General features: G+C 72.6%; 18 protein-coding genes and 1 pseudogene. 10 read left to right on the top strand and 9 right to left on the bottom strand.

From position 1 onward, the window contains the following. Positions 1 to 37 precede the first annotated feature (37 nt). Positions 38 to 547, bottom strand: coding sequence for a hypothetical protein (locus tag ABZ385_RS05595; RefSeq protein ID WP_358910269.1), 510 nt, complete (start codon positions 545 to 547; stop codon positions 38 to 40). Positions 548 to 815: 268 nt separating this feature from the next. Between ABZ385_RS05595 and ABZ385_RS05590 the strand changes: the two are divergent. After that, positions 816 to 1022: pseudogene (locus ABZ385_RS05590) on the top strand (DUF6480 family protein); the annotation flags it as partial. Positions 1023 to 1224: 202 nt separating this feature from the next. Here the strand turns inward: ABZ385_RS05590 and ABZ385_RS05585 are convergent. The 3 genes from ABZ385_RS05585 to ABZ385_RS05575 all read right to left on the bottom strand — a co-directional run bounded on the left by ABZ385_RS05585 (position 1225) and on the right by ABZ385_RS05575 (position 3993). Continuing rightward, positions 1225 to 1977, bottom strand: coding sequence for a ZIP family zinc transporter (locus ABZ385_RS05585; RefSeq protein WP_358584461.1), 753 nt, complete (start codon positions 1975 to 1977; stop codon positions 1225 to 1227). 101 nt (positions 1978 to 2078) lie between these two features. Next, positions 2079 to 2585 (bottom strand): EF-hand domain-containing protein, encoded by a 507-nt coding sequence (locus ABZ385_RS05580; protein ID WP_358584462.1) that lies wholly within the window; start codon positions 2583 to 2585, stop codon positions 2079 to 2081. Between the two features lie 112 nt (positions 2586 to 2697). Further along, complete coding sequence (locus ABZ385_RS05575; RefSeq protein WP_358909838.1) at positions 2698 to 3993, bottom strand: PAS domain-containing protein; 1296 nt, start codon at positions 3991 to 3993, stop codon at positions 2698 to 2700. Positions 3994 to 4248: 255 nt separating this feature from the next. Here ABZ385_RS05575 and ABZ385_RS05570 point away from each other — a divergent pair, with 255 nt between their 5' ends. Genes ABZ385_RS05570 through ABZ385_RS05560 form a run of 3 tightly spaced genes read left to right on the top strand, consistent with a single transcriptional unit; the run spans position 4249 to position 8977 of the window. Next, positions 4249 to 5622, top strand: coding sequence for an ATP-grasp domain-containing protein (locus ABZ385_RS05570; protein ID WP_358909836.1), 1374 nt, complete (start codon positions 4249 to 4251; stop codon positions 5620 to 5622). Beyond that, positions 5619 to 7631, top strand: coding sequence for a PEP/pyruvate-binding domain-containing protein (locus ABZ385_RS05565; protein WP_358909834.1), 2013 nt, complete (start codon positions 5619 to 5621; stop codon positions 7629 to 7631). Before ABZ385_RS05570 ends, ABZ385_RS05565 begins: the two co-directional genes overlap by 4 nt. Next, on the top strand, positions 7628 to 8977 hold the full coding sequence (locus ABZ385_RS05560) for an MFS transporter (protein ID WP_358584466.1): 1350 nt from the start codon (positions 7628 to 7630) through the stop codon (positions 8975 to 8977). The genes ABZ385_RS05565 and ABZ385_RS05560 overlap by 4 nt, the downstream gene beginning before the upstream one ends. Here the strand turns inward: ABZ385_RS05560 and ABZ385_RS05555 are convergent. Next, positions 8865 to 9512, bottom strand: coding sequence for a hypothetical protein (locus ABZ385_RS05555; RefSeq protein WP_358699116.1), 648 nt, complete (start codon positions 9510 to 9512; stop codon positions 8865 to 8867). The genes ABZ385_RS05560 and ABZ385_RS05555 overlap by 113 nt on opposite strands. Before the next feature lie 258 nt (positions 9513 to 9770). On the opposite strand from ABZ385_RS05555, the gene ABZ385_RS05550 reads away from it, so the two are divergent. Next, on the top strand, positions 9771 to 10937 hold the full coding sequence (locus ABZ385_RS05550; protein ID WP_358909832.1) for an alkaline phosphatase PhoX: 1167 nt from the start codon (positions 9771 to 9773) through the stop codon (positions 10935 to 10937). 59 nt (positions 10938 to 10996) lie between these two features. Further along, entirely contained in the window at positions 10997 to 11887 is an 891-nt protein-coding gene (locus ABZ385_RS05545; RefSeq protein ID WP_358909830.1) for an NAD-dependent protein deacetylase, read from the top strand. Here the strand turns inward: ABZ385_RS05545 and gdhA are convergent. Next, entirely contained in the window at positions 11880 to 13238 is a 1359-nt protein-coding gene (gdhA, locus tag ABZ385_RS05540; RefSeq protein ID WP_358909828.1) for an NADP-specific glutamate dehydrogenase, read from the bottom strand. The genes ABZ385_RS05545 and gdhA overlap by 8 nt on opposite strands. Positions 13239 to 13596: 358 nt before the next feature. Beyond that, positions 13597 to 14514: a 4-hydroxy-tetrahydrodipicolinate synthase gene (locus tag ABZ385_RS05535; protein WP_358584471.1), complete on the bottom strand. Its 918-nt coding sequence runs from the start codon at positions 14512 to 14514 to the stop codon at positions 13597 to 13599. A 72-nt stretch (positions 14515 to 14586) separates the two neighbouring features. Here ABZ385_RS05535 and ABZ385_RS05530 point away from each other — a divergent pair, with 72 nt between their 5' ends. Both ABZ385_RS05530 and ABZ385_RS05525 read left to right on the top strand, forming a co-directional pair. Beyond that, complete coding sequence (locus ABZ385_RS05530) at positions 14587 to 15582, top strand: LysR substrate-binding domain-containing protein (protein ID WP_358909826.1); 996 nt, start codon at positions 14587 to 14589, stop codon at positions 15580 to 15582. Positions 15583 to 15665: 83 nt separating this feature from the next. Next, positions 15666 to 16088 (top strand): DUF6003 family protein, encoded by a 423-nt coding sequence (locus ABZ385_RS05525; RefSeq protein ID WP_358584473.1) that lies wholly within the window; start codon positions 15666 to 15668, stop codon positions 16086 to 16088. 130 nt (positions 16089 to 16218) lie between these two features. On the opposite strand, the gene ABZ385_RS05520 is transcribed toward ABZ385_RS05525, so the two are convergent. Continuing rightward, positions 16219 to 17271 carry a LacI family DNA-binding transcriptional regulator gene (locus ABZ385_RS05520; RefSeq protein WP_358909824.1) on the bottom strand — a complete coding sequence of 351 codons (1053 nt, stop codon included), beginning with the start codon at positions 17269 to 17271 and terminating at the stop codon, positions 16219 to 16221. Positions 17272 to 17569: 298 nt separating this feature from the next. Here ABZ385_RS05520 and ABZ385_RS05515 point away from each other — a divergent pair, with 298 nt between their 5' ends. Further along, complete coding sequence (locus ABZ385_RS05515) at positions 17570 to 18517, top strand: nucleoside hydrolase (RefSeq protein ID WP_358909822.1); 948 nt, start codon at positions 17570 to 17572, stop codon at positions 18515 to 18517. Continuing rightward, positions 18514 to 19965 carry an MFS transporter gene (locus tag ABZ385_RS05510; protein WP_358589126.1) on the top strand — a complete coding sequence of 484 codons (1452 nt, stop codon included), beginning with the start codon at positions 18514 to 18516 and terminating at the stop codon, positions 19963 to 19965. The genes ABZ385_RS05515 and ABZ385_RS05510 overlap by 4 nt, the downstream gene beginning before the upstream one ends. A 97-nt stretch (positions 19966 to 20062) precedes the next feature. Here the strand turns inward: ABZ385_RS05510 and ABZ385_RS05505 are convergent, their stop codons facing one another. Beyond that, on the bottom strand, positions 20063 to 20341 hold the full coding sequence (locus tag ABZ385_RS05505; protein WP_358589128.1) for a hypothetical protein: 279 nt from the start codon (positions 20339 to 20341) through the stop codon (positions 20063 to 20065). Between the last annotated feature and the right edge of the window lie 76 nt (positions 20342 to 20417).

Raw genomic sequence — 20417 nt, 5'->3', positions numbered from 1 at the left:
CTCGTTCGCACCGGCGGTCGGTGGCGTGGGGCCGGGCTCACGGCCGGAGGGCGATCGTGCTGACCTTCCCGCTGCCCCAGACCGTGGTGTTCAGCAGCACGCGCCCGTCGAGTGAGACCGCCGTGAACTCGGGGACGAACCGGTCCGTCAGGAGTCCCGCCAGCGCGCTGCGGAGCATCGGCACTTCGCTCCGTACGAAGTCCCACTCGTCCAGGAGGCGTACGCGGGCCCAGCCCCGGTGCTCTCCGGTGAGGTCCTCCTCCTCCGGGGCGGAGAAGTCGACTGCCAGGAAGAACTCGCGTTCCTCGCCGAACAGTCCGTACTCCACCGCCATCCGGTACCAGCCGGCGTTGACCTTCTCCGCCATCCGGGGCTCGTCCACGTCCGCGACCTCGTCCGGGCGGGAGTCGAACCGCCCGTGCTCGGGCCTGGCGCTCGCGGGACTGTGGCCGGGCGGCAGCGGCGGCAGGCGGACGTCCCCGACGATCCGCTCGACGAGAAGGAGCCCGGCGGGTTCGAGCCCGGCGGCTGTCTCGGTGTGGGTCATCGGCACATGGCCACGATAAGCGCAGCTCAAATGCGGAGATCGGCTGGCCCGTCCGGGGTGTACCTCCGCCGTCCGTGTACGCCGTCCGGGTGGTGCTGCCCAGCGGGGCACAGGGCCGGGGAACGTGGATCACATGAACGCTTCCCCACCGCCGGACCCCGACCCCCGCCGGGACCCCGGCCCGCAGCCGGGCTCCGATTTCCGCCAGGGCCCAGCGCCGCAGTCGGGCTCCGACCCTCGCCAAGGCCCAGCACCGCAGCCACGCTCCGACCCGCAGTCGCGCAACACCGCGCCGCCCGAGCCCAGGGGCGGCCCGCCGGGCGAGACGCCGCCCTCGGAGGGTGGCATGTCGGGGGCCGGACCCGCCCAGGACCCGACGAAGGGCTGGGGCAAGGGCCCGCTGGCCCTGATCCTCGGCCTCGCGGTGCTCATCGCGGCGTTCTTCCTCGTCTACGCGCTCGTCCTGCTGCTCTGAGAGCAGCGGGCCGCGCCCGCCGGCAGCGACGTTTCCGTGGTGCATGCGCTGCGCCGGGAGGGTGAGGGGAACGCGGGTCAGGGCCCCGCCGACGGAGCCCGCACCATCCTGTCCCGGCCGCCGGCTTGTGGAACGGAACCTCGCCCGTCACCGCCCCTGACGGCCGCCCGCTCGGCTGCGCGGGCCCCGCTGCGACGGGGCCTCAGGCGTGGGAGAGGGCGAACGACACCAGGAACCCGCACACCGTGATCAGCCCTATGGCCAGATGCGCGTTCTCGAAGGCCTCCGGGATCATCGTGTCGGCGATCATGGCGAGGATCGCGCCGGCCGCCACCGCGGTCACCGCCGCCACGACCGCCGTGGACATGCCGCCCACCACCGCGTACCCGAGCACCGCCGCCACCGTGCTGGCCAGCGCGATCGCGCCCCACACGCCGAACACGTACGCCTTGCCGCGCCCCGCCCGCCGCATCCCGGCCGAACTGGACAGTCCCTCGGGCACATTGCTGATGAACACCGCGGCCACCGTGGCCACACTGACCGCGCCCCCCTTGAGGAGGCTCACCCCGATGACTGCCGACTCCGGCACGCCGTCCAGCAGGGCCCCCAGTGCGAGCGCCAGCCCTGAACCGCCCTGTTCGGACTCCGACGGCTGCCCGCCCGCACCGCTGCGCTTGCGGTGGCGGGCGCCGCGTCCGGCCAGCCAGGCGTTGCCCGCCGTATAGGCGAGCGCCCCGCCGACCGTGCCGATCGCCGCCGGGACCAGCCCCGCCTCGTCGTAGGCCTCCGCCACCAGCTCGAAGGACACCGCCGACAGCAGGACTCCCGCGCCGAACGCCATCACGGACGCCACCAGCCACTGGGGCACCCGGATTCCGTATCCGACCACCGCCCCGAGCAGCAGGGCGGAACCGGCCACCAGGCCCCATACACCGGCCATGAAGATCTCAGGCATGCGATCTTGTCTACCCGTCCCGGCCCAGATGTCACCAACACGCTGCCGTGAGGTTCGGGTCCGCGCCGGAGAGGGGCCGACTGAGCAGGCGGGCCGCCCGCTCAGCGGGCCGAGACCAGCGCTTCGTACATGGGGGAGGCGCCGTCACTGACGAACGCGCGGATCGCGCCCAGATATTCGTCCCGGTCGATGCGCCCGTCCCCGTCGGTGTCCAGGGCGTCGAACGCCTCCCCGGCGTTGTCCGCCCTGTTGCCGAGCACCTCGCGCAGCCGGGCGAACTCCGCCCGGCTGAGCCTGCCGTCGGCGTCGGTGTCGGCGAGGTCGAAGAGGGAGCCCAACGCCTCGCGGCAGACCTCGTCGAAGGTCTCGGCGCCCGCCCATGTCGCGTACTCCTCGAAGGTGACCCTCCCGTCGCCGTCCGCGTCCATCGCGGAGTACACGTCCTCGTGCGTGGACCGGGCCACGGCCACGAGGGGGTCGTTCAGGTCACGGCCCAGGCTGAGCGCCGCCCGCTCGGGGCGGGCGAGGTACTCCTCGCGGGAGATCACGCCGTCGCCGTCCACGTCAAGCATGCGGAAGACATCATTCCGTGCGGTCATCACGTCCATGCGGTTCCCTTCGGTGCGCTCCCGCTGTCACGGGTGCCGCGAGACATACCCAGACGAAACCACGCGATAACCACTCGATGGGATGGACCGCTCCGCCCTCGCCGGGCGGTGTTCAGACCGCGCTGAGCGGATGGGCCGCCGTGGCGGAACGCGGCGGCCAGGTGTGGGGAGCCAGGATGCCGAGGACGTAGGCGCGGGCCACCAGGGCCGGCCGGGTCGCCGCGCCCAACAGCAGCCGCAGCCGGCTGAGGTGGTAGTCGACCGTCTGCCGGGACAGCTTCAGCGAGGTGGCGATGTCGCCGTTGCTGCTGCCCTCCGCCAGGAGGGAGAGGATGCGCACCTGCGCGGCGGTCAGCGACGGATGGGCCTCATGGGCGAGGCTCTGATGCGTCACGACGGCCCAGACGTGCCGCGCCCGGGTGGCGGTGTGCCCGGTCGTCGTCAGATGCAGCCGCGCGCGGCGCCGCAGCCCGTGGGCGTCCACGAGCACCGCGGACGTCTCCAGGCGTCTGGTGCGGCGGGCTATCAGACCGTTCCAGCGGCCGTGCAGCCGTTCGAGGTCGGGCTCCGGGGCCAGCAGGGTGTGCGCCCGGCGGCCGACCAGGTCGTGCGGACTGAGCTGGAAGAGTTCCGCGGCCGCCGCGCTCGCCTCGACCACGCGCCCATTGGCCGACAGCAGGGCGCAGGGCAGGCCGCTGTGGTCGCGCAGGGCCTGGAGGTTCTCCTCGGCCTCCTGCCACTGCACCATGGTGCGCAGATGGTCCGTGACGTCCACGTAGATCCCCGCGACGCAGGTCTGCCCGTTCTCCCGCACGGGGAAGCGGTGGCCCACCGCCCGGCCCGCGCCGCCGTCCTGGCGCCGGTAGCCGAGGGTGTGCCGCACCGGCGTGCCCCGGCGCAGGATCTCCTGGTCCAGGGCGCGGAACCGGCCGGCGTCGGCGGGCGCGTCGAGATCCTCGATGTACTTGCCGACGATCTCCTGCGGCACCGTGCCGTACAGGTGCGCGTAGGCGTGGTTGGCCCACAGGTAGCGTCCGTCGCTGTCCCGTATGAAGGCGGCGGCCGGGGCGAGGTCCACCAGGTCCGCGAACGCCGCGTACCGGCGCGGGACCTCGACGGGTGCGCCGACCTCCACCGCGAGACCGCGCGTACAGCCGGGGACCGGGCTCCCGCCCGAGGGCCGGCTCACGTCGAACGTACGGCCGTCGAACCGGACCTGCCCGCGGTCCTGCGCCGGCAAGTGCCCCGGGGCCGGGAGTTCCTCGCGCACCCGCTCCAGGAAGCGCCGCGCCGCCCGCTTGTCGGGGAAGGCGCCGCCCCCCTTCTCCAGCACCCGCCACGCCTCGTCGACCTCCCACCAGAACACGGGAAGGCGTTCGAGCAGGGCCTTGAGAGCGGAATCGTCCACAGCGGTCTCCGTCCGTATACGACTGGCTGACGCACAGTCACACCGCGTTGGTTATCCCGCCCTCGCCCCGCACATGCCCCGTTCTCGGTCGAAGTCCCCGGGCCGCTGATCCGCAGGCGGAACGGGCGACTCAGGCAAATGCCTGAGTTCCCGGCCGCCGTGGAGGCGTCACGGGCGAGTCCGGCCTGTTCCCCTTGAGTCAACACCCCGCATACGGCGATCAGTTGAAACAAAGACGATAGGAGACGAATTTCAGTGAGCAAGGTGCTGTTAGTGCATGCCAAGGGTGGTCCGCCGCTCGGTCACGTCCTGTCCCGGACGGCCGCGAAGGCGGAAGTGCACCTGCTGGCCCTCAGCGCTCTTCCTCCCGCCGTGGCAGGCTCCGCCCGCAGACTGTGCGCCTCGGTGGTCACGCCCTTCGACACGCACCGCCACGACCTGGTGTCCCTCATCACCTCGCGGGCCGAGGCCGTGGGCGCGGACGCCGTCCTGACCTTCTCCGAGTACGCGGTCGTCGCCGTCGCGAAGGCGTGCGAGGCGCTCGGCCTCGCCGGCGCGGGCAGCGCCGCCGCGCTCGCCCGCGACAAGCGGCTGATGCGCCGCACCTGGCTGCGGCACGGACTGCCGCAGCCCCAGTTCCGCCCCGTCGCCACCGAGGCGGACCTGCTAGCGGCGGCACACGCCCTGCCGGGCCCGCTGCTCCTCAAGGCGGCCTGGAGTGCCGGGTCCACCGCCCACCAGATCATCCGCTCCCCGCACGAGGCGCCGGCGGCCTGGGCCCGCTCCCGTGACGTGATGGCCGAATCGGCCCAACTGGGCTACGCGGAACTGCACGTGGCCGAGGCCGACGCGCACTACGTGGTCGAGCAGATCGTCACCGGCACGGCGGAGGAGTGGTTCGACGAGCCCGGCTGGGGCGACTACGTCAGCGTCGAGGGCGTCGTGACCGACGGCACCTTCCGCCCGGTCTGCATCAGCGGCCGCATGCCCACCGTCGAACCGTTCACCGAGCGCGCCAGCATCACCCCCGCCCTGCTGGCCGACGACGCGCAGGAGCGGATCGTGGACCTGGCCCGGCGCGCGGTCGACGCCCTCGGCCTGCGGGACTGCGGGACCCACACGGAGATCAAGCTCGGCGCCGACGGCCGCATGTGGCTGATCGAGACGGCCGCCCGGTTCGGTGGCGCGATGACCGTGCCGCAGATCGAGGAGGTCTTCGGACTCGACCTCGTCGGCATGCTCGTCGACCACCTCCTCGGCCGCCCGGTCGAATGGCCCGAACAGGCACTCACCCCGGAGCGGGCGCGGGGCGCGGCGGGCTCGCTCGTCGTCCTCGCGGTCGACGGCGGCGGCCGGGCCTGGCAGGACCGCAAGGTCTGGGACTTCGCGGCCGTCTCGGCGCACGCACCCCTCAGCCCGGGGAGCAACCTCTCCGTCGTGGCCGAGAGTTCCCTGCCCGACGGCAGCGTCGTCCCGGTGTACGACCCGGCCGCCGGCGCCAACACCATGGCCGCCCTGTGCCTGCTCTCCGCCACCGACGCGCGGACCGTCCTCCGCGACTTCGAGACCCTGGTGGACGCCCTGCCCCGGATGCTGCCCGTCGCCCGGCCCGAGGAGGTCACGGTATGACCGCCCCACCGCTCACCGGCGCCGCCGAGCCGGCCACGGACCGCACGGTCGTCGGCGAGAACCTCTCCCTGCCGCTGTTCCGCACCCTCTCCGGGGTCCTCGCCGGACACCCGTACCTCAAGGTCGTCGTCGACCGCGAGGAGAACACCTGGCACCTGCTCGACACCGCCGCGCACCCCTTCCACGTCAACTACATCGCCACCCGCGTCCTGGGCATGGACCTGGAGACGCTCGACGCGGAACTGGACGCGTTCAACGCCTCCGTCTACATGGACCCCGCGCGCCGCTTCCTGCTGGGTGTGCTCTCCCTGCACACCGATCAGGACACCGAGGGGCGCGAGCGCACCTTCCTCGTCCTGGAGACGACCGAGGCCGACACCATGCACGGCGAACTCCTGGAATTCTTCTACGAGTTCGTGCGCGAGCGGGTCGACGGCAGGCTGCCGCTGCTCCTCAAACCCGCCAACCACGGGCAGGAGGAGGCACTGGCGGCGATCAGCGAACTGCGCGTACCGCGCATCCTCAGCCACGAGCTGTTCGGTTCCCGCACCCGCACCCCGCTCAACCCCGGCGAGGCCACCGGACGCCTGCGGTACTTCCGCGACCACGAGGAGTACGCGTCCGCCGAGGCCGGGCTCGGCTGGGCGGACATCGTGGCCATGCCCTGCCTGCCGGACGACGTGCCCAGGGTGGCCGGATTCCTCAACACCGCGCCCATCACCCCGCTGTCCCACACCAACGTCCTCGCGTCCGGCTGGGGCATCCCCAACGCGATCGTGCGCGACCTGGAAGAGCTCGTCGAGAAGGACGGCCTGAACGGCGCGTGGGTCCGCTACCGCGTCCGCGAGGACGAGATAACCCTGGAGCGCCTCGCCGACGAACCCGACCTGCGGGCCCCGGCCTGGCACCAGCAGCGCATCCGCCTCGAACCGCCGCTGCTGCGGGACACCCCCGTCCTGGCCCTGCACCGGCTGCGCGCCGCGGACAGCGACCGCTACGGCACCAAGGCGGCCAACCTCGGCGAACTGCACCACGTGCTCGACAGCCGCACGGCCGACCTGACCGCCTTCTACGGGCGGCCCCGCCCCCCGCGCGAGGACCTCTACAAACACCTCGCGGCCCGGCTCGGCCTGAGCGGTCGGCCCTCCGCCGGTGAACTGCGCTCCAAAGCAGCCGAGTTCGTGGCCGGCGCGGTGAGCGCCCCCGAAGGCGTCGCGCTGCCCTTCGCGCTCCAGCAGCGCTTCCTCGCCTCGTCCCCCGTCCTCCAGCAGGGCATCGGCAAGCTCAAGATGGCCCTCGAACTCGACGCCACCGAGGTCCTGGACTCGCTCTGTCTGCAACTCCAGCAGCTGATCCGGAACACGCCCCTGCCCGAGTCCGTCACCCGGCAGATCATCCAGGCCTTCCCCACCGCCGCAGGGCCGAGCGGCCGCCTGGTCGTGCGCTCCTCGTCCAACGCCGAGGACCTGCCCGGCTTCTCCGCGGCGGGCGTCTACGACTCCGTCACCACCGTCCACGGCACCGGCCAACTCCTGGACGCCGTACGCCAGGTGTGGGCCTCCCTGGTCTCGCCCCGCAGCGTGCGCCTGCGCCACCAGGTCGGCATCTCCCTGGACGACACGTACATGGGCGTCATCGTCCAGGAGTACGTCCCCGCCTGTCTCGGCGGCGTCCTGGTGACCTGCGACCCGACCCGCCGCGAGGACTTCCGCAACGTCTACCTCAACTGCTCTCCCGGCTCGCCGGAACAGGTGGTCGACGGCTCGGTCCTGCCGCAGCAGTACCTGTACAACACCGTGGAGGGCGGCGGCCGCACCGTCGCCCTGGGCTCCTGGGGCGACACGCTCGATGCCGCCACCCGGGCCCGGCTCGCCGACCTGTCCCTGACCGGACGGCTGCTGCAGTCCCACTTCAGCGCGCCCGACGTGGACAGGCCGCTGGACATCGAGTGGCTGATGACCGACCAGGGCGACTTCCGGCTGGTCCAGATCCGCCCGTACGCGCTGTGAGGCCGCGCGCGGGGCGGCGGGCCACGGGCCCCGGCCCGACGGCCACCGCCCGCCGGATCATCCGGCTCAATTACGGCTTCCAGCTCCTGTTCAACCTGCTGTGGTGGATGCCGGTGTTCTACGCCTACCAGAAGGCGGCCGGACTCTCCGACGGACAGATCTTCGGCATCCAGAGCATCTACTACGTGGCCTTCTGCCTGTTCGAGATCCCGACCGGGCTGATCGCCGACCGCATCGGCACCCGCAACTGCCTGCGGGCCGGCGCGGTGGTCATGACGGCGGCGAACCTCGCACCGGTGTTCAGCGCCTCCTACACCGGGTTCCTCGTCCACTTCCTGGCCATCGCCGCGGGCCGCTCCCTCACCTCGGGCGCGGCCAGCGCCTACCTGTACGACGGGCTGCGCGCCGAGAAGTGCGACGAGCACTACCTGCGGGCCGAGGGCACCGCCCGGGCGCTTGGGCTGGTGGCGAAAGTCGTGTGCTGGCCGCTGGTCGGTCCGCTGATGGCCGTGGCCCACCCGGCGCCCTACGTGCTCAGCGCCGCCAGCGCCGCGGGGTCCCTCGCCTGCGCCGTCGCGCTGCCCCGCCTCGCGGCCGGAAGCGGCGGCACGGGACAGAGCGCCCCGGGGCGCGGGGGCGGCGCGTTCCTGCGGGACGCGGGTGCCGCGCTGCGCTGCGTCGCGTCCTCGCGGTGGCTGGCCCTCGTGATGGTGCAGGGCGTGGCGATCTTCACGCTCTCCCGGATCTGCCAGGTCAACCTCTTCCAGCCGATCCTGCTCGACCACGGCATCGCGGAGGCCTCGCACGGCGGGGTGATGGCGGCGATGACGGTGGCGGAGGCGGTGGCCTCGGCCCGCCCGCAGTGGCTGAGCCGCCGCCTGCCACCGGTCGCCTGGGTCTCCCTCCTCAGCCTCGCGCTCGCGGGCACCCTGGCGGCCATGACGCTCGGCGGTCCCTGGGCCGTCGTCGCGCTGCTGTGCCTGTTCGCCGCCGCGACCGGCTTCGCCTACCCCATCCAGCGCAAACTGGTGAACGACGCGGTGCCCGCGCACGCCCCGCGCGCCACGCTGCTCTCGGTGGAGAGCATCGTGGACCGCGCGGTGTGCGCCCTGGCCGCGATCGCCGCGGGCGCCTATCTCGCCGCGGGCCGCCTGGACGACCTGCTGTGGCACAGCGCGCTCGCCACGGCGGTGCTGCTCGGGGTCTTCCAACTGCTCCTGCGCAGCGGGCTGGTCAAGAAGGAGAGCGCCGGCCCAGCGCCTCGACCAGCCCCACCGGGAGAAACGCGGGCTGATGCGGCCGGCCGACCTGATACGGCACAAAGCCCAGCGAGGAAGCCACGGTGACCTCCTCGGCCGCCTCCGCCTCGTAGACGACCCGGCAGGGACCCGCACCGGCCTTCGCCCGCTGCCACAGGGCGGGGGCCGGCTTGCGTTCCGCCTCGGTGCGCGGAGTGAGGACGCGATCGCCGAAGTCCTGCCAGGGGAACGGCGTGGACCCCCGCCAGGCGGCGTCGACCTCCTGGCGCAGCCTGGCGGCGCGCTCGGCGTCGGTCGCCCCCCAGGAGGGCGGCACATTGGTGATCAGGCCGATCTTGACGTGACGTATCCGCAGGGCGTGCAGGTAGGAGGCCGCGCCGGACCGAAAGCCGATGCCGCCGTCCTCGGCGGTGTGCACGAGGGTCTCGCCCAGGTCGAAGTACACGATGGGGCAGGCCCGTTCACGAGATGCGGCCGTCGCTCTCGTGCCGGGGCCGGCGTCGTCGGGCACCGCCGTGCTCGCCGTGGCGCAGAGCACGGTCGACACCAGGGCCGCGCTCAACGCGAGACTTGCCCGGACAGTGCCCTTGGAGACAGTGCCCTTGGAGACGGATCCACTCATCAGTCGTCGCCCTTTCCACGCGGATACCGGTCCACCGCGCTTTACCCGTGAACACCTCATGTCACTCGGGCCACAAGGATTCCCGCACCGTTCATTTGGTGCCGGACCGGCGGCCCGCGCACCGCACGCGCGCACCGGTTCGTCGGAGAAAGTTGGCTCACTCGTCCCTGCCCGCCTCCGTTCCGGGCCCCTACGGTCCCTGTGACCAGTCGGCGACGCAAGCCAACTCATCGTTCGCTTCTCGGTGTAGGAGTATCTGTGGACCGTCGCAATTTCCTGCGTGGTGCGGTGTTCGGCACCTCTGCCGCCGTCTTCGGAGGCACCCTCATGCACGGCGCCGCCTACGCGGCCCCCGCCCAGAACGGCACCGGCCCCTACGGCGGTCTGCTCGCCGCCGACGCCAACGGCATCATGCTGCCGTCCGGCTTCACCAGCCGCGTCATAGCCCGCTCCGGCCGGACGGTTGCCGGCACCTCGTACACCTGGCACGGCGCCCCGGACGGGGGTGCCTGTTTCGCCGACGGCACGGGCTGGATCTACGTCTCCAACTCCGAACTCGCCACCGGGGGCGGGGCGAGCGCCGTCAGGTTCGACTCCGCCGGTTCCGTCACGGGCGCCTACCGGGTGCTGTCCGGCACCCGCAACAACTGCGCGGGCGGGGCCACCCCGTGGAACACCTGGCTCTCGTGCGAGGAGGTCAGCCGCGGCTACGTCTACGAGACCGACCCGTGGGGCGCGAAGGCCGCCGTCCGCCGCGCCGCGATGGGCCAGTTCAAGCATGAGGCGGCCGCCGCCGACCCGGTGCGCAAGGTGATCTACCTGACCGAGGACGAGCCCGACGGCTGCTTCTACCGGTTCGTCCCGGCCACCTGGGGCGACCTGTCCTCCGGCACCCTCCAGGTGCTCGTGGCAGGCACCGGCACCAGCGGCTCCTTCACCTGGACGAACGTGCCCGACCCGGACGGCTCTCCCACCTACACCCGCGACCAGGTCTCCGGCGCCAAGAACTTCAACGGCGGCGAGGGCTGCCACTACGCCGCCGACACGGTCTGGTTCACCACCAAGGGCGACAACCGCGTCTGGCGTCTCGACCTGCGCGAGAACACCTTCGAGCTGGCCTACGACGACAGCCTCGTCACCAACGGCACCGCGCCCCTGACCGGTGTCGACAACATCACCGGCAGCTCCTCGGGAGACCTGTTCGTCGCCGAGGACGGCGGCACCATGGACATCTGCGTCATCACCCCCGCCGATGTCGTGGCCCCGTTCCTGCGCGTCACCGGCCAGTCCGGCTCCGAGATCACCGGCCCGGCCTTCTCGCCCGACGGCAGGCGGCTGTACTTCTCCAGCCAGCGCGGCACGTCCGGCAGCTCGTCCGGCGGCATCACCTACGAGGTCACCGGCCCCTTCCGCACCACTGCCTGAGAGCCCGGCCCGGCGCGGGCGGGCCGCCCGTCCGCGCCGCTGTTCCGTACCCTGGCGACATGCGTACGCGCCCCACCTTGAACTGGACCCCCGCCGAGGACCTGCCGCCGGGCACCACGGATCCGGGGCCGGTCGCCGAGATGCTGGGCGCCGGCGGTGTGCTGGTGCTCAGCGGGGCGGGCCTCTCCACCGAGTCGGGCATCCCGGACTACCGGGGCGAGGGCGGAAGCCTGAGCCGGCACACCCCGATGACCTACCAGGACTTCACCGCCAGTGAGCAGGCCCGGCGGCGGTACTGGGCACGCAGCCACCTCGGTCTGCGCACCTTCGGCCGGGCCAGGCCAAACGCCGGGCACCGGGCCGTCGCCGCGTTCGAGCGACACGGGCTGCTCGCGGGGGTGATCACACAGAACGTCGACGGTCTGCACCGGGCCGCGGGCAGCGAGGGGGCGGTGGAGCTGCACGGCAGTCTCGGCCGGGTCGTCTGCCTGTCCTGCGGGGCCCGCAGCTCGCGCGGGGAGCTGGCGCGGCGGCTGGAGGAGGCCAATCCGGGCTTCGCGCCGGTCGCCGCCGCCCTCAACCCGGACGGTGACGCCGACCTCACCGACGAACAGGTCGAGGGCTTCCGGGTGCTGCCCTGCACCCTCTGCGGCGGCATCCTCAAACCGGACGTGGTGTTCTTCGGCGAGACGGTCCCGCCCGAGCGGGTCGAGCGCTGCCGCGCGCTGGTCCGCGACGCGGTATCGCTCCTGGTCCTCGGCTCCTCGCTGACGGTGATGTCCGGGCTGCGGTTCGTCCGCCAGGCGGCCGAGGCCGGCAAACCGGTGCTGATCGTCAACCGGGACGCCACCCGGGGCGACCGGCACGCCGTGACACGGGTCGCGCTGCCGCTGGGGCCGACCCTCACCTCGGTGGCCGCCCGGCTGGGCGTCTCCGTCGACGTCAGATGACGCCCTGGGCGGACATCGCCTCCGCCACCCGTTCGAAACCGGCGATGTTCGCACCCGTCACGTAGTCCCCGGGAGCGCCGTAGCGTTCGGCGGTCTCGTGGCACGTGCGGTGGATGTCGTTCATGATCCGCGTCAGTTCCTCCTCGACGCGCTGCGCAGGCCACGACGTACGGGCGTGGTTCTGCGCCATCTCCAGGGCGCTGACGGCGACACCGCCCGCGTTGGCCGCCTTGCCGGGCCCGAAGGAGACGCCAGCCTGCTGGAGAAGGCGTACGGCCTCGGGGGTCGTCGGCATGTTGGCGCCCTCCGAGACCGCCTTCACGCCGCCCCGGATCAGCGCGGCGGCGTCGTCGGCGTCCAGCTCGTTCTGCGTGGCCGACGGCAGCGCGATGTCGGCCGGAACCTCCCAGACCCGCCGGCCCGGCACGAAGCGGGCCGAGGCGCCGCGGCGCTCGGCGTAGACCTCCACCCGGGCGCGTTCGACCTCCTTGACCTGCTTGAGGAGGTCCAAATCGATGCCCTTCTCGTCGACCACATAGCCGGAGGAGTCCGAACAGGTCACGGCGTTGGCGCCCAGCGCGGTCAGCTTCTCGATGGTGTGCAGGGCGACGTTCCCGGAGCCGGAGACGACCGCCGTCCGCCCTTCGAGGCTCTCGCCGCGCTCGCGCAGCATCGCCGCCGTGAACAGGACGTTTCCGTACCCGGTCGCCTCCGGGCGGATCAGGGAGCCACCCCAGTTCCGGCCCTTGCCGGTCAGGACGCCCGCCTCCCAGCGGTTGGTGATGCGCCGGTACTGGCCGAACAGGTAGCCGATCTCCCGGCCGCCGACGCCGATGTCCCCCGCGGGCACGTCCGTGTGCTCGCCGATGTGCCGGTACAGCTCCGTCATGAACGACTGGCAGAAGCGCATGACCTCCGAGTCGCTGCGGCCCCGCGGGTCGAAGTCGCTGCCGCCCTTGCCGCCACCGATGCCGAGGCCCGTCAGCGCGTTCTTGAAGATCTGCTCGAAGCCGAGGAACTTGATGACGCCGAGGTTCACCGACGGGTGGAAGCGCAGGCCGCCCTTGTACGGGCCGAGCGCGCTGTTGAACTCCACCCGGAACCCGCGATTGACGTGCACGCGGCCGCGGTCGTCCTGCCACGGCACCCGGAAGATGATCTGCCGCTCCGGTTCGCACAGCCGCTCGATCAGCCCGGCCTCGGCGTATTCGGGGCGCGCCGCGACGACGGGCTCCAACGTCTCCAGTACCTCGCGGGCCGCCTGATGGAACTCCGGCTGGGCCGGATTGCGGCGTTCGATGTCGGTGAGCAGCTGCGAGAGCACGGTCTTCGTCTCGGGTCGCGTGGTCAAGGGAGCCCTTTCTGGCACGGCCGACACCGGCGATCCGATGCGGGGCGCCGGCTCACTTCCGGTGCGGCACGGTCGGGGCGCTCGGCGCCATTGCCGTGCGCGGGACACGAGCCGCAAGTATGACGCGCGGGGGAACAGGCTGACCAGCCCCGTCCGGCGAACGCCCAGGGTGCGAGACCCGGCCGCCCGTATGGCTGGGGCGGGGCGGCTGCCGCATGGCCTCAGGGGAGTCGTCGCTCAGGTCTGGCTCTCACCGATCCTGTTCCGCTCGCGGCCCGACCTGACGACGAGAACCACGTACGTGATGAGCGCGGCGGTGAACAGGATGGCGGCCAAGTCAGGGCGGTCGGCTCATGGGTCAGCTCCTTGACCGCAGCTTCCCGTCGAGCGCCTCCGCCATGCGTGCCGCCCGACGCACCGAATCCGCCGAGGCGGGCAGGAGGGGCAGTCGGACGGACGGGCTCGGGATGCGGTTCTGGGTGTGCAGTAGGCCCTTGATCACCGTGGGGTTCGGTTCGGTGAACAAGGCTGCGGACAGGCGGGCCAGTTCGGCTCCGAGGTCGCGGGCGGGGGTGGCGGCGCCGCGGCGCCACAGGGCGATCAGTTCGGCGAAGTCGGCGGTGCGCACGTTGGCCGACGCGACGACTCCACCGTGGGCGCCCGCCGCGACGAGCGGCGAGAGGACGATGTCGTCACCGCCGAGCACGGCGAAACCGGGTGGGGGAGAGTCGAGCAGTTCCATCGTGGTGGCGTCGATCATGCCGGTCGCGTGCTTGATGCCGACGACCCCCGGCAGGCGGCCGAGCGCCGCGATCGTGCCGGCGCCGAGCGGCTGCCCGGTGCGGTAAGGAATGTCGTACACCACCAGCGGGAGGCCGCCGTGCTCGGCCAGCGCCGTGAAGTGCGCCAGCGTCCCCGCTTCCCCGGGCCGGATGTACGGCGGCGCGGGGACCAGCGCCGCGGCGATGTCCCCCCTGGCGGCCAGGGCGCGCAGCGAGGTGATGGCGGCGGCGGTGTCGTTGGTGCCGACCCCGACGATGAGCGGTGCGCCGTGCGCCCGGCAGGCGGCCGAGCAGACGCGCACCACCGTCTCTCTCTCCTGCGCGGACAACGTGGCGGTCTCGGCGGTCGTGCCGAGGGCGACGAGACCGGCGGCTCCGTCCGACAGGGCCTCGTCGGCGAGTCGGGCCAGCGCGTCGGGGGCCAGGCGCAGATCGTCGGTGAACGGGGTCACCAGGGGGACGTACAGGCCGTCGAAGAACGGTTCGGGCTTCATGGCTCCCACCCTGGCCCACACCCACCCGGTAGATCCATTTCTGGTTTCTGCCCTCACACCTAAGCTGAACTTATGCTCGATGTCCGTCGTCTTCATCTGCTCCGCGAACTGCACCGGCGGGGCACCATCGCCGCCGTGGCCGAGGCGCTGACCTTCACCGCGTCCGCCGTCTCCCAACAACTCGGGGTGCTGGAGAGGGAGGCGGGCGTGCCGCTGCTGGAACGCAGCGGCAGGCGGGTGGTCCTCACGCCCGCCGGCCGGTCCCTCGTCGCGCACGCCGACGCGGTGCTGAACCGCCTCGAACAGGCGGCCGCCGAGCTGGCCGGCGCGCGGGACGGCGTCGGCGGACCCCTGCGTATCGGGACCTTTCCCTCCGGCGGTCACACCATCGTCCCCGCCGCGCTGGCCGAACTGGCCTGTCGGCACCCCGCGTTGGAGCCGATGGTGCGGGAGATCGACTCCGCGCGCGTCTCCGACGGGCTGCGGGCCGGCGAGCTCGACGTGGCCCTCGTCCACGACTACGACTTCGTACCCGCGTCCCCGGACACGACGGTGGAGGAGGTCCCCCTGCTCGAAGAGCCGATGTACCTGGTCACCCGGGCCGCGACCGCCACCACTCGTGAGAGTGACGCGACCGCGACCGCGACCGCGACCGCCCCCGCGCCCGCCGGCCCCGGCGGCACGCTGGCCGCGCTGGCGACGCTGCTCGGACCGTGCGCCGAAGTCCCCTGGATCACCGCCCGGGACGGTACGACCGGTCACGCCATGGCCGTACGCGCGTGTCAGGCCGCCGGGTTCCAGCCGAGGATCCGGCACCAGGTCAACAACTTCCGCACTGTGATCGCGCTGGTCGCCGCCGGGCAGGGAGCCGGCTTCGTGCCGGAGATGGCCGCCGTGCCGAGCCCGGCGGGCGTGGTGCTCACGGAGCTGCCCTTGTTCCGCCGCTCGAAGGTCGCGTTCCGCGCGGGCGGTGGCGCGCATCCGGCGATCGCCGCTTTCGTGGCGGCGGCGACGGCGGCGGTCGATGGCATGCTGGGGGCAGGAGGTCGGTCCGCGGGCTCTGCGTGAACGGCCGACCGCCGGGCACGTGTTGCCTGGGCGCCGACTTCGGTGCCAGGTACATGTTCGAAACGAGAAGGCGATGTCCCACGATGGCCGATGACGCATACCTGTTCCTCCTTCCCGACCGGCACCCTCGACTGGGCGCGGCCCTCGCCGCCGTCGGACCCTTGGAGTGCTCGGAAACCCCGGCCGTGCACGGCTGGTTGCAGGCCCACGAGGTCTCCGCGTCGTCGGAAGCGGTGCGGATCCTGCCCGCCGAGGCACAGGCGCTCATCCCCGAGGAGGCCGAGCGGCTGCCGGTGCCGCTGAGCGAGGAGGAGACGCTGAAGGTCCAGCAGGAGTGCGCGCCGCCGGCCGTGACGGAGCTGGAGGGCGAACTGCTCGAGTTCCGGGAGACGACCCAGGACTGGGAGGCGCTCGTGCACCGCGCCCTGACCGCGGGAATCCCCGCGCAGCGCATCGCCCAGCTGACCGGCCTCGACCCGCAGGAGATCGGCCGCCTGACCGTCTGACCGGCCTCGCCCACAGAAGATCGGCGGCCCGGGCAACCGGCCGCCGATCGCGCCCCGGTGCGCACGCCGCACCGAGTAAGGCGCCTCGGGAAGTCGGACGCGGCGCACTCGGGTCCGAGCGGGCGGCCCGCTACGGGGCGGGTACCGTCCCGGCCCCCGCGGCCGGCGCCGGCACGCTCGCGCGCCGCGGCACGCTCGACTCCCGTACGACCAGCCGCGGCGCGAGCCGCACCGCCTGCTGCGGGCCCGCGCGCTCGCCCGACAGGCGCAGGCCCAGGAGCCGCGCCGCCTCGGCGGCCAGTTCCGCCACCGGCTGGCGGACCGTCGTGACGCCCGGCGCGGACAGCCCCGCCATCGGGATGTCGTCGAAGCCCGTCACGGCGACCTCGCCCGGCACGTCGACGCCCAGCTGCTGGAGCCGTTGGAGCGCCCCGATCGCGATCAGGTCGTTGGCGCACACCAGGGCGTCCGGGCGGGCCGGCCACACCTCGTCGACGGCGGCCCGGCCCCACTCCACGGAGAAGTCGCCGAGGGCCACCCGCTCCGGAGCGCCGGGGTCGAGCGCCAGCGCCCGGGCCGCGTAGGCCCCGCGCCGCTCGGCGGCGGTGGACGCCGTCCCGGCCGCCCCGAGGAAGCAGACGCGCCTGCGTCCGGTGGCCGCCAGATGATCGAGGACGAGGGCCATGCCGGCGGCGTTGTCGACGGCGACGGAGTCGGCGACGCCGGGCCCGCAGCCGCGGTCCATCAGCACGAGCGGCACCCGCGCCGCCGCCGCGGCCACCGCCTCCCGGCTGCGCTCCTCGTGCGCCGGGATCACCAGCAGGGCGTCGACCTGCCGGCCGAGCAGGTCCGCCACGTACTCCGCCTCGGCCACCGGGTCGTCGTCGCAGTCGGCGAGCAGCACGGCGCGCCCGTCGGCGTGCAGGGCGTGCGTCAACTCCCGTACGAGCGTCGGGTAGAAGGGGTTCGTGATCTGCGGCAGGACCAGGCCGACCGTGCCCGTGGAGCGCCCGCGCAGCGCCCGGGCCGCGTGATTGGGGCGGTAGCCGAGCGCCTCGGCGGCCTCCCGCACCCGGCGGGCCGTCTCGGCGCCGACGGGCCGCGTCCCGGCCAGGACCCGGGAGACCGTGGCGACGGAGCAGCCGCAGGCCCGGGCCACATCTCGCAGCGTTGCGTCGGCCACGCCGCGCCCCCTTCGACAAGCCGACAGGTCCCGGCAAACGTTATCAGCGGACGTTCGTCACAACCAGGGTCCGATCAGGGTCCGACCAGGCCGCACAGCGGGACGGATTGCGCCTTCATGCACCCTTTTCATGCCGTACGGGGTCGTGTCCGTTCCGGGCGAGTTTGCCTGGGTGTGGTTTCGGCCATTGACATAATTCGCCACTGTGCACAGAGTCTTCGGAGAACGTTTTCCCGAGCCGTTTCCGCCCCACGCCCGTCGGGGCGGCAGCGGCTCAGCCGAACAAAGAGGTTCCGCGATGCCCCGAAAGATCATCCTGGACTGCGATCCGGGACATGACGACGCGATCGCCATGCTCCTGGCGCACGGCAACCCGGATGTGGAGCTGGTCGCCGTCACCACCGTGGTGGGCAACCAGACCCTGGAGAAGGTCACCCGCAACGCCCTGTCGGTGGCCCGCATCGCGAACATCACCGGCGTGCCCTTCGCGGCCGGCTGCTCCCGCCCCCTGGTGCGCACCATCGAGACGGCACCGGAGATCCACGGCGAGAGCGGCATCGACGGCCCCGTCATGCCCGAGCCGACGCTGACCCTGGACGAGCGCCACGCCGTCGACCTGATCATCGACACCGTCATGGCGCACGAGCCCGGCGAGATCACCCTCGTGCCCACCGCCGGCCTCACCAACATCGCCATGGCCGCCCGCAAGGAGCCCCGCATCGTCGAGCGCGTCCGCGAGGTCGTCCTGATGGGCGGCGGCTACCACACGGGCAACTGGAGCCCCGTCGCCGAGTTCAACATCAAGATCGACCCCGAGGCCGCGCACATCGTCTTCAACGAGCGCTGGCCGCTCACCATGGTCGGCCTCGACCTGACCCACCAGGCACTCGCCACCCCCGAGGTCGTCGAGCGCATCGCGAAGGTCGGCACGCGGCCCGCCGTCTTCGTCAACGAGCTGCTCGACTTCTTCGGCGCCATGTACCTGCAGTCCCAGGGCTTCGCCGCCCCGCCGGTGCACGACCCGTGCGCGGTCGCGTACGTCATCGACCCCGACGTCATGACCGTCCGCAAGGCCCCCGTCGACATCGAGCTGACCGGCACCCTCACCCTCGGCATGACCGTGACGGACTTCCGGGCGCCGGCGCCCGCGGACTGCCACACGCAGGTCGCCGTGGACCTGGACCACCGGCGCTTCTGGGACCTGGTCGTGGACGCCCTCGAGCGGATCGGTGACGTCCCCGCATGAACGCCTCCTTCACCGAACCGGCCGCCGCGCCCGGCGGCGCCCGCGGCTCCCGACCGGTGCGCATCGGCGTCCTGGTCACCGCCCTCCTCGCGGCGTGCTTCGCCTTCCAGCTCAACGCGAGCATGCTCAGCCCCGCCCTGAAGAACATCGAGGACTCCCTCGGGGCGACCTCCGCGGAGATCGGCCTGACCCAGACCGCCTTCTTCACCTCCGCCGCGCTCTTCTCGCTGTTCCTGCCGCGCCTCGGCGACCTCGTCGGACGCCGCAAGGTGCTCGGCGGGATGCTCGCGCTCATGGTCGTCGGCTGCCTCGTCGCCGCGCTCGCCGAGAGCGTGCCCATGCTCTTCGTGGGCCGCGTCATCCAGGGCGTCTCCGGGCCCACCGTGCCGCTCTGCCTGATCATGCTGCGCAACGAGGTCCACGAGCCGAAGAAGTACGGCACGCTGCTCGGCGTCATCACCGCCGTCAACGGCGGCATCGCGGGCGTCGACTCCCTCGCGGGCGGCTACCTCGCCGACCATCACGGCTTCCAGTCGGTGTTCTGGGCGATGGCGGGCGTGGCCGCCATCGCCGCGCTCATGGTCGCCACCCTCACCCCGGAGTCCAGGGCCACCGCCACCGCCGACACCCGGATGGACTGGCCCGGCGTCACGTTCCTGGTCGTCTCGGTGGGCGCCGCCCTCATCGCCCTGAACGAAGCGGGCAAGCTGGCCGCCGCGAACTGGCCGCTGGTCGCCGGCCTCTTCGTCGTCACCGCCGTCGCCTTCGTCCTCTTCTGGCGCACCGAGGACCGCAGCAGCCACCCCCTGGTCGCCACCCGCCACCTGCGCCGGCGCTCCACCTGGGCCCTGCTGCTCACCACCGTCCTCACCATGACCGGCGTCTTCGCCGTGATGAACGGCATGATCCCCGCCTTCGCCCAGGACGCGCAGGCCGGCTTCGGGATGAGCGCCGAGCAGTCGGCCTGGTGGACCCTGACCCCGTACGCCCTCGCCGGTCTCGCCATGGGCCCCATCGCCGGGCGCCTGGCCGCCACGTACGGGTACGGGCGCGTCCTGCGCCTCGGCCTCATCGGCTCGATCGTCACCGTGGCCCTGATGCTGTTCACCCTGCACGCCGACTCGCGGCTGCTGCTCCTGGCCGCGTCGATCCTCATCGGCGTCACCTACGCGGGCGTGGGCAACATCGTCCTCAACGGCCTCGGCATCGTGCTCTCGCCGAAGGAGAACCCGGGCTTCCTGCCCGGTCTGAACGCGGGCGCCTTCAACCTCGGCGCCGGGCTCAGCTTCGCCGTCCTGTACGCCGTGCAGACCGCCGCCGAACCGGCCGACAAGACCTCGCCGGCCGGATACACGGCAGGCATGATCGCCGGTGTCGCGCTCATCGCGGCGGCCTTCGCGACGTCCTTCCTCATCCCCAAGCCGGTGGAGGCCGAGGCCACGGAGTGAGCGCACCGCCAGGGCCCGTGCCACGGTCCGGCCGTGGCACGGGCCCTCGGTGTGTGATGCGGCCGCCGGCCCCTCGGCCGGGGACGGCCCGGCGGGCTCAGCCGCCCCGGACGTCCGCGACCCGCGCCGAAAGGCCGTAGTCCAGCTCGGCCCCGTCGACGAGCAGCGCCTCGACGGACCGGGTCGCGGGGTCGATGTCGGCCTCCATGCCGTCCCCCGCGTACCGGGGATAGCCGGAGGCACCCGTCTCGCCGGTGGCGACCACGACGGCGGAACGCAGCGCTCCGCGCGTGTCGCCGGTGCTCCTTCCGTCCTCGGTGAACTCGGGGACGAGCAGGATCTCGTAGCTCTGTGGGCTCTGTCGTTCAGTCGTCATGCGAGCGACGGTAGACAGGAGCGGCACCCGGCGCACGTACGCGCCGCCGAGGGCGGGTCGCGCGTCGTCGTGGCGG

This window comes from Streptomyces sp. NPDC005898 (assembly GCF_040629635.1).
Classification (GTDB): Bacteria; Actinomycetota; Actinomycetes; order Streptomycetales; family Streptomycetaceae; genus Streptomyces.
This window is presented reverse-complemented; position numbering and strand designations above follow the sequence as displayed.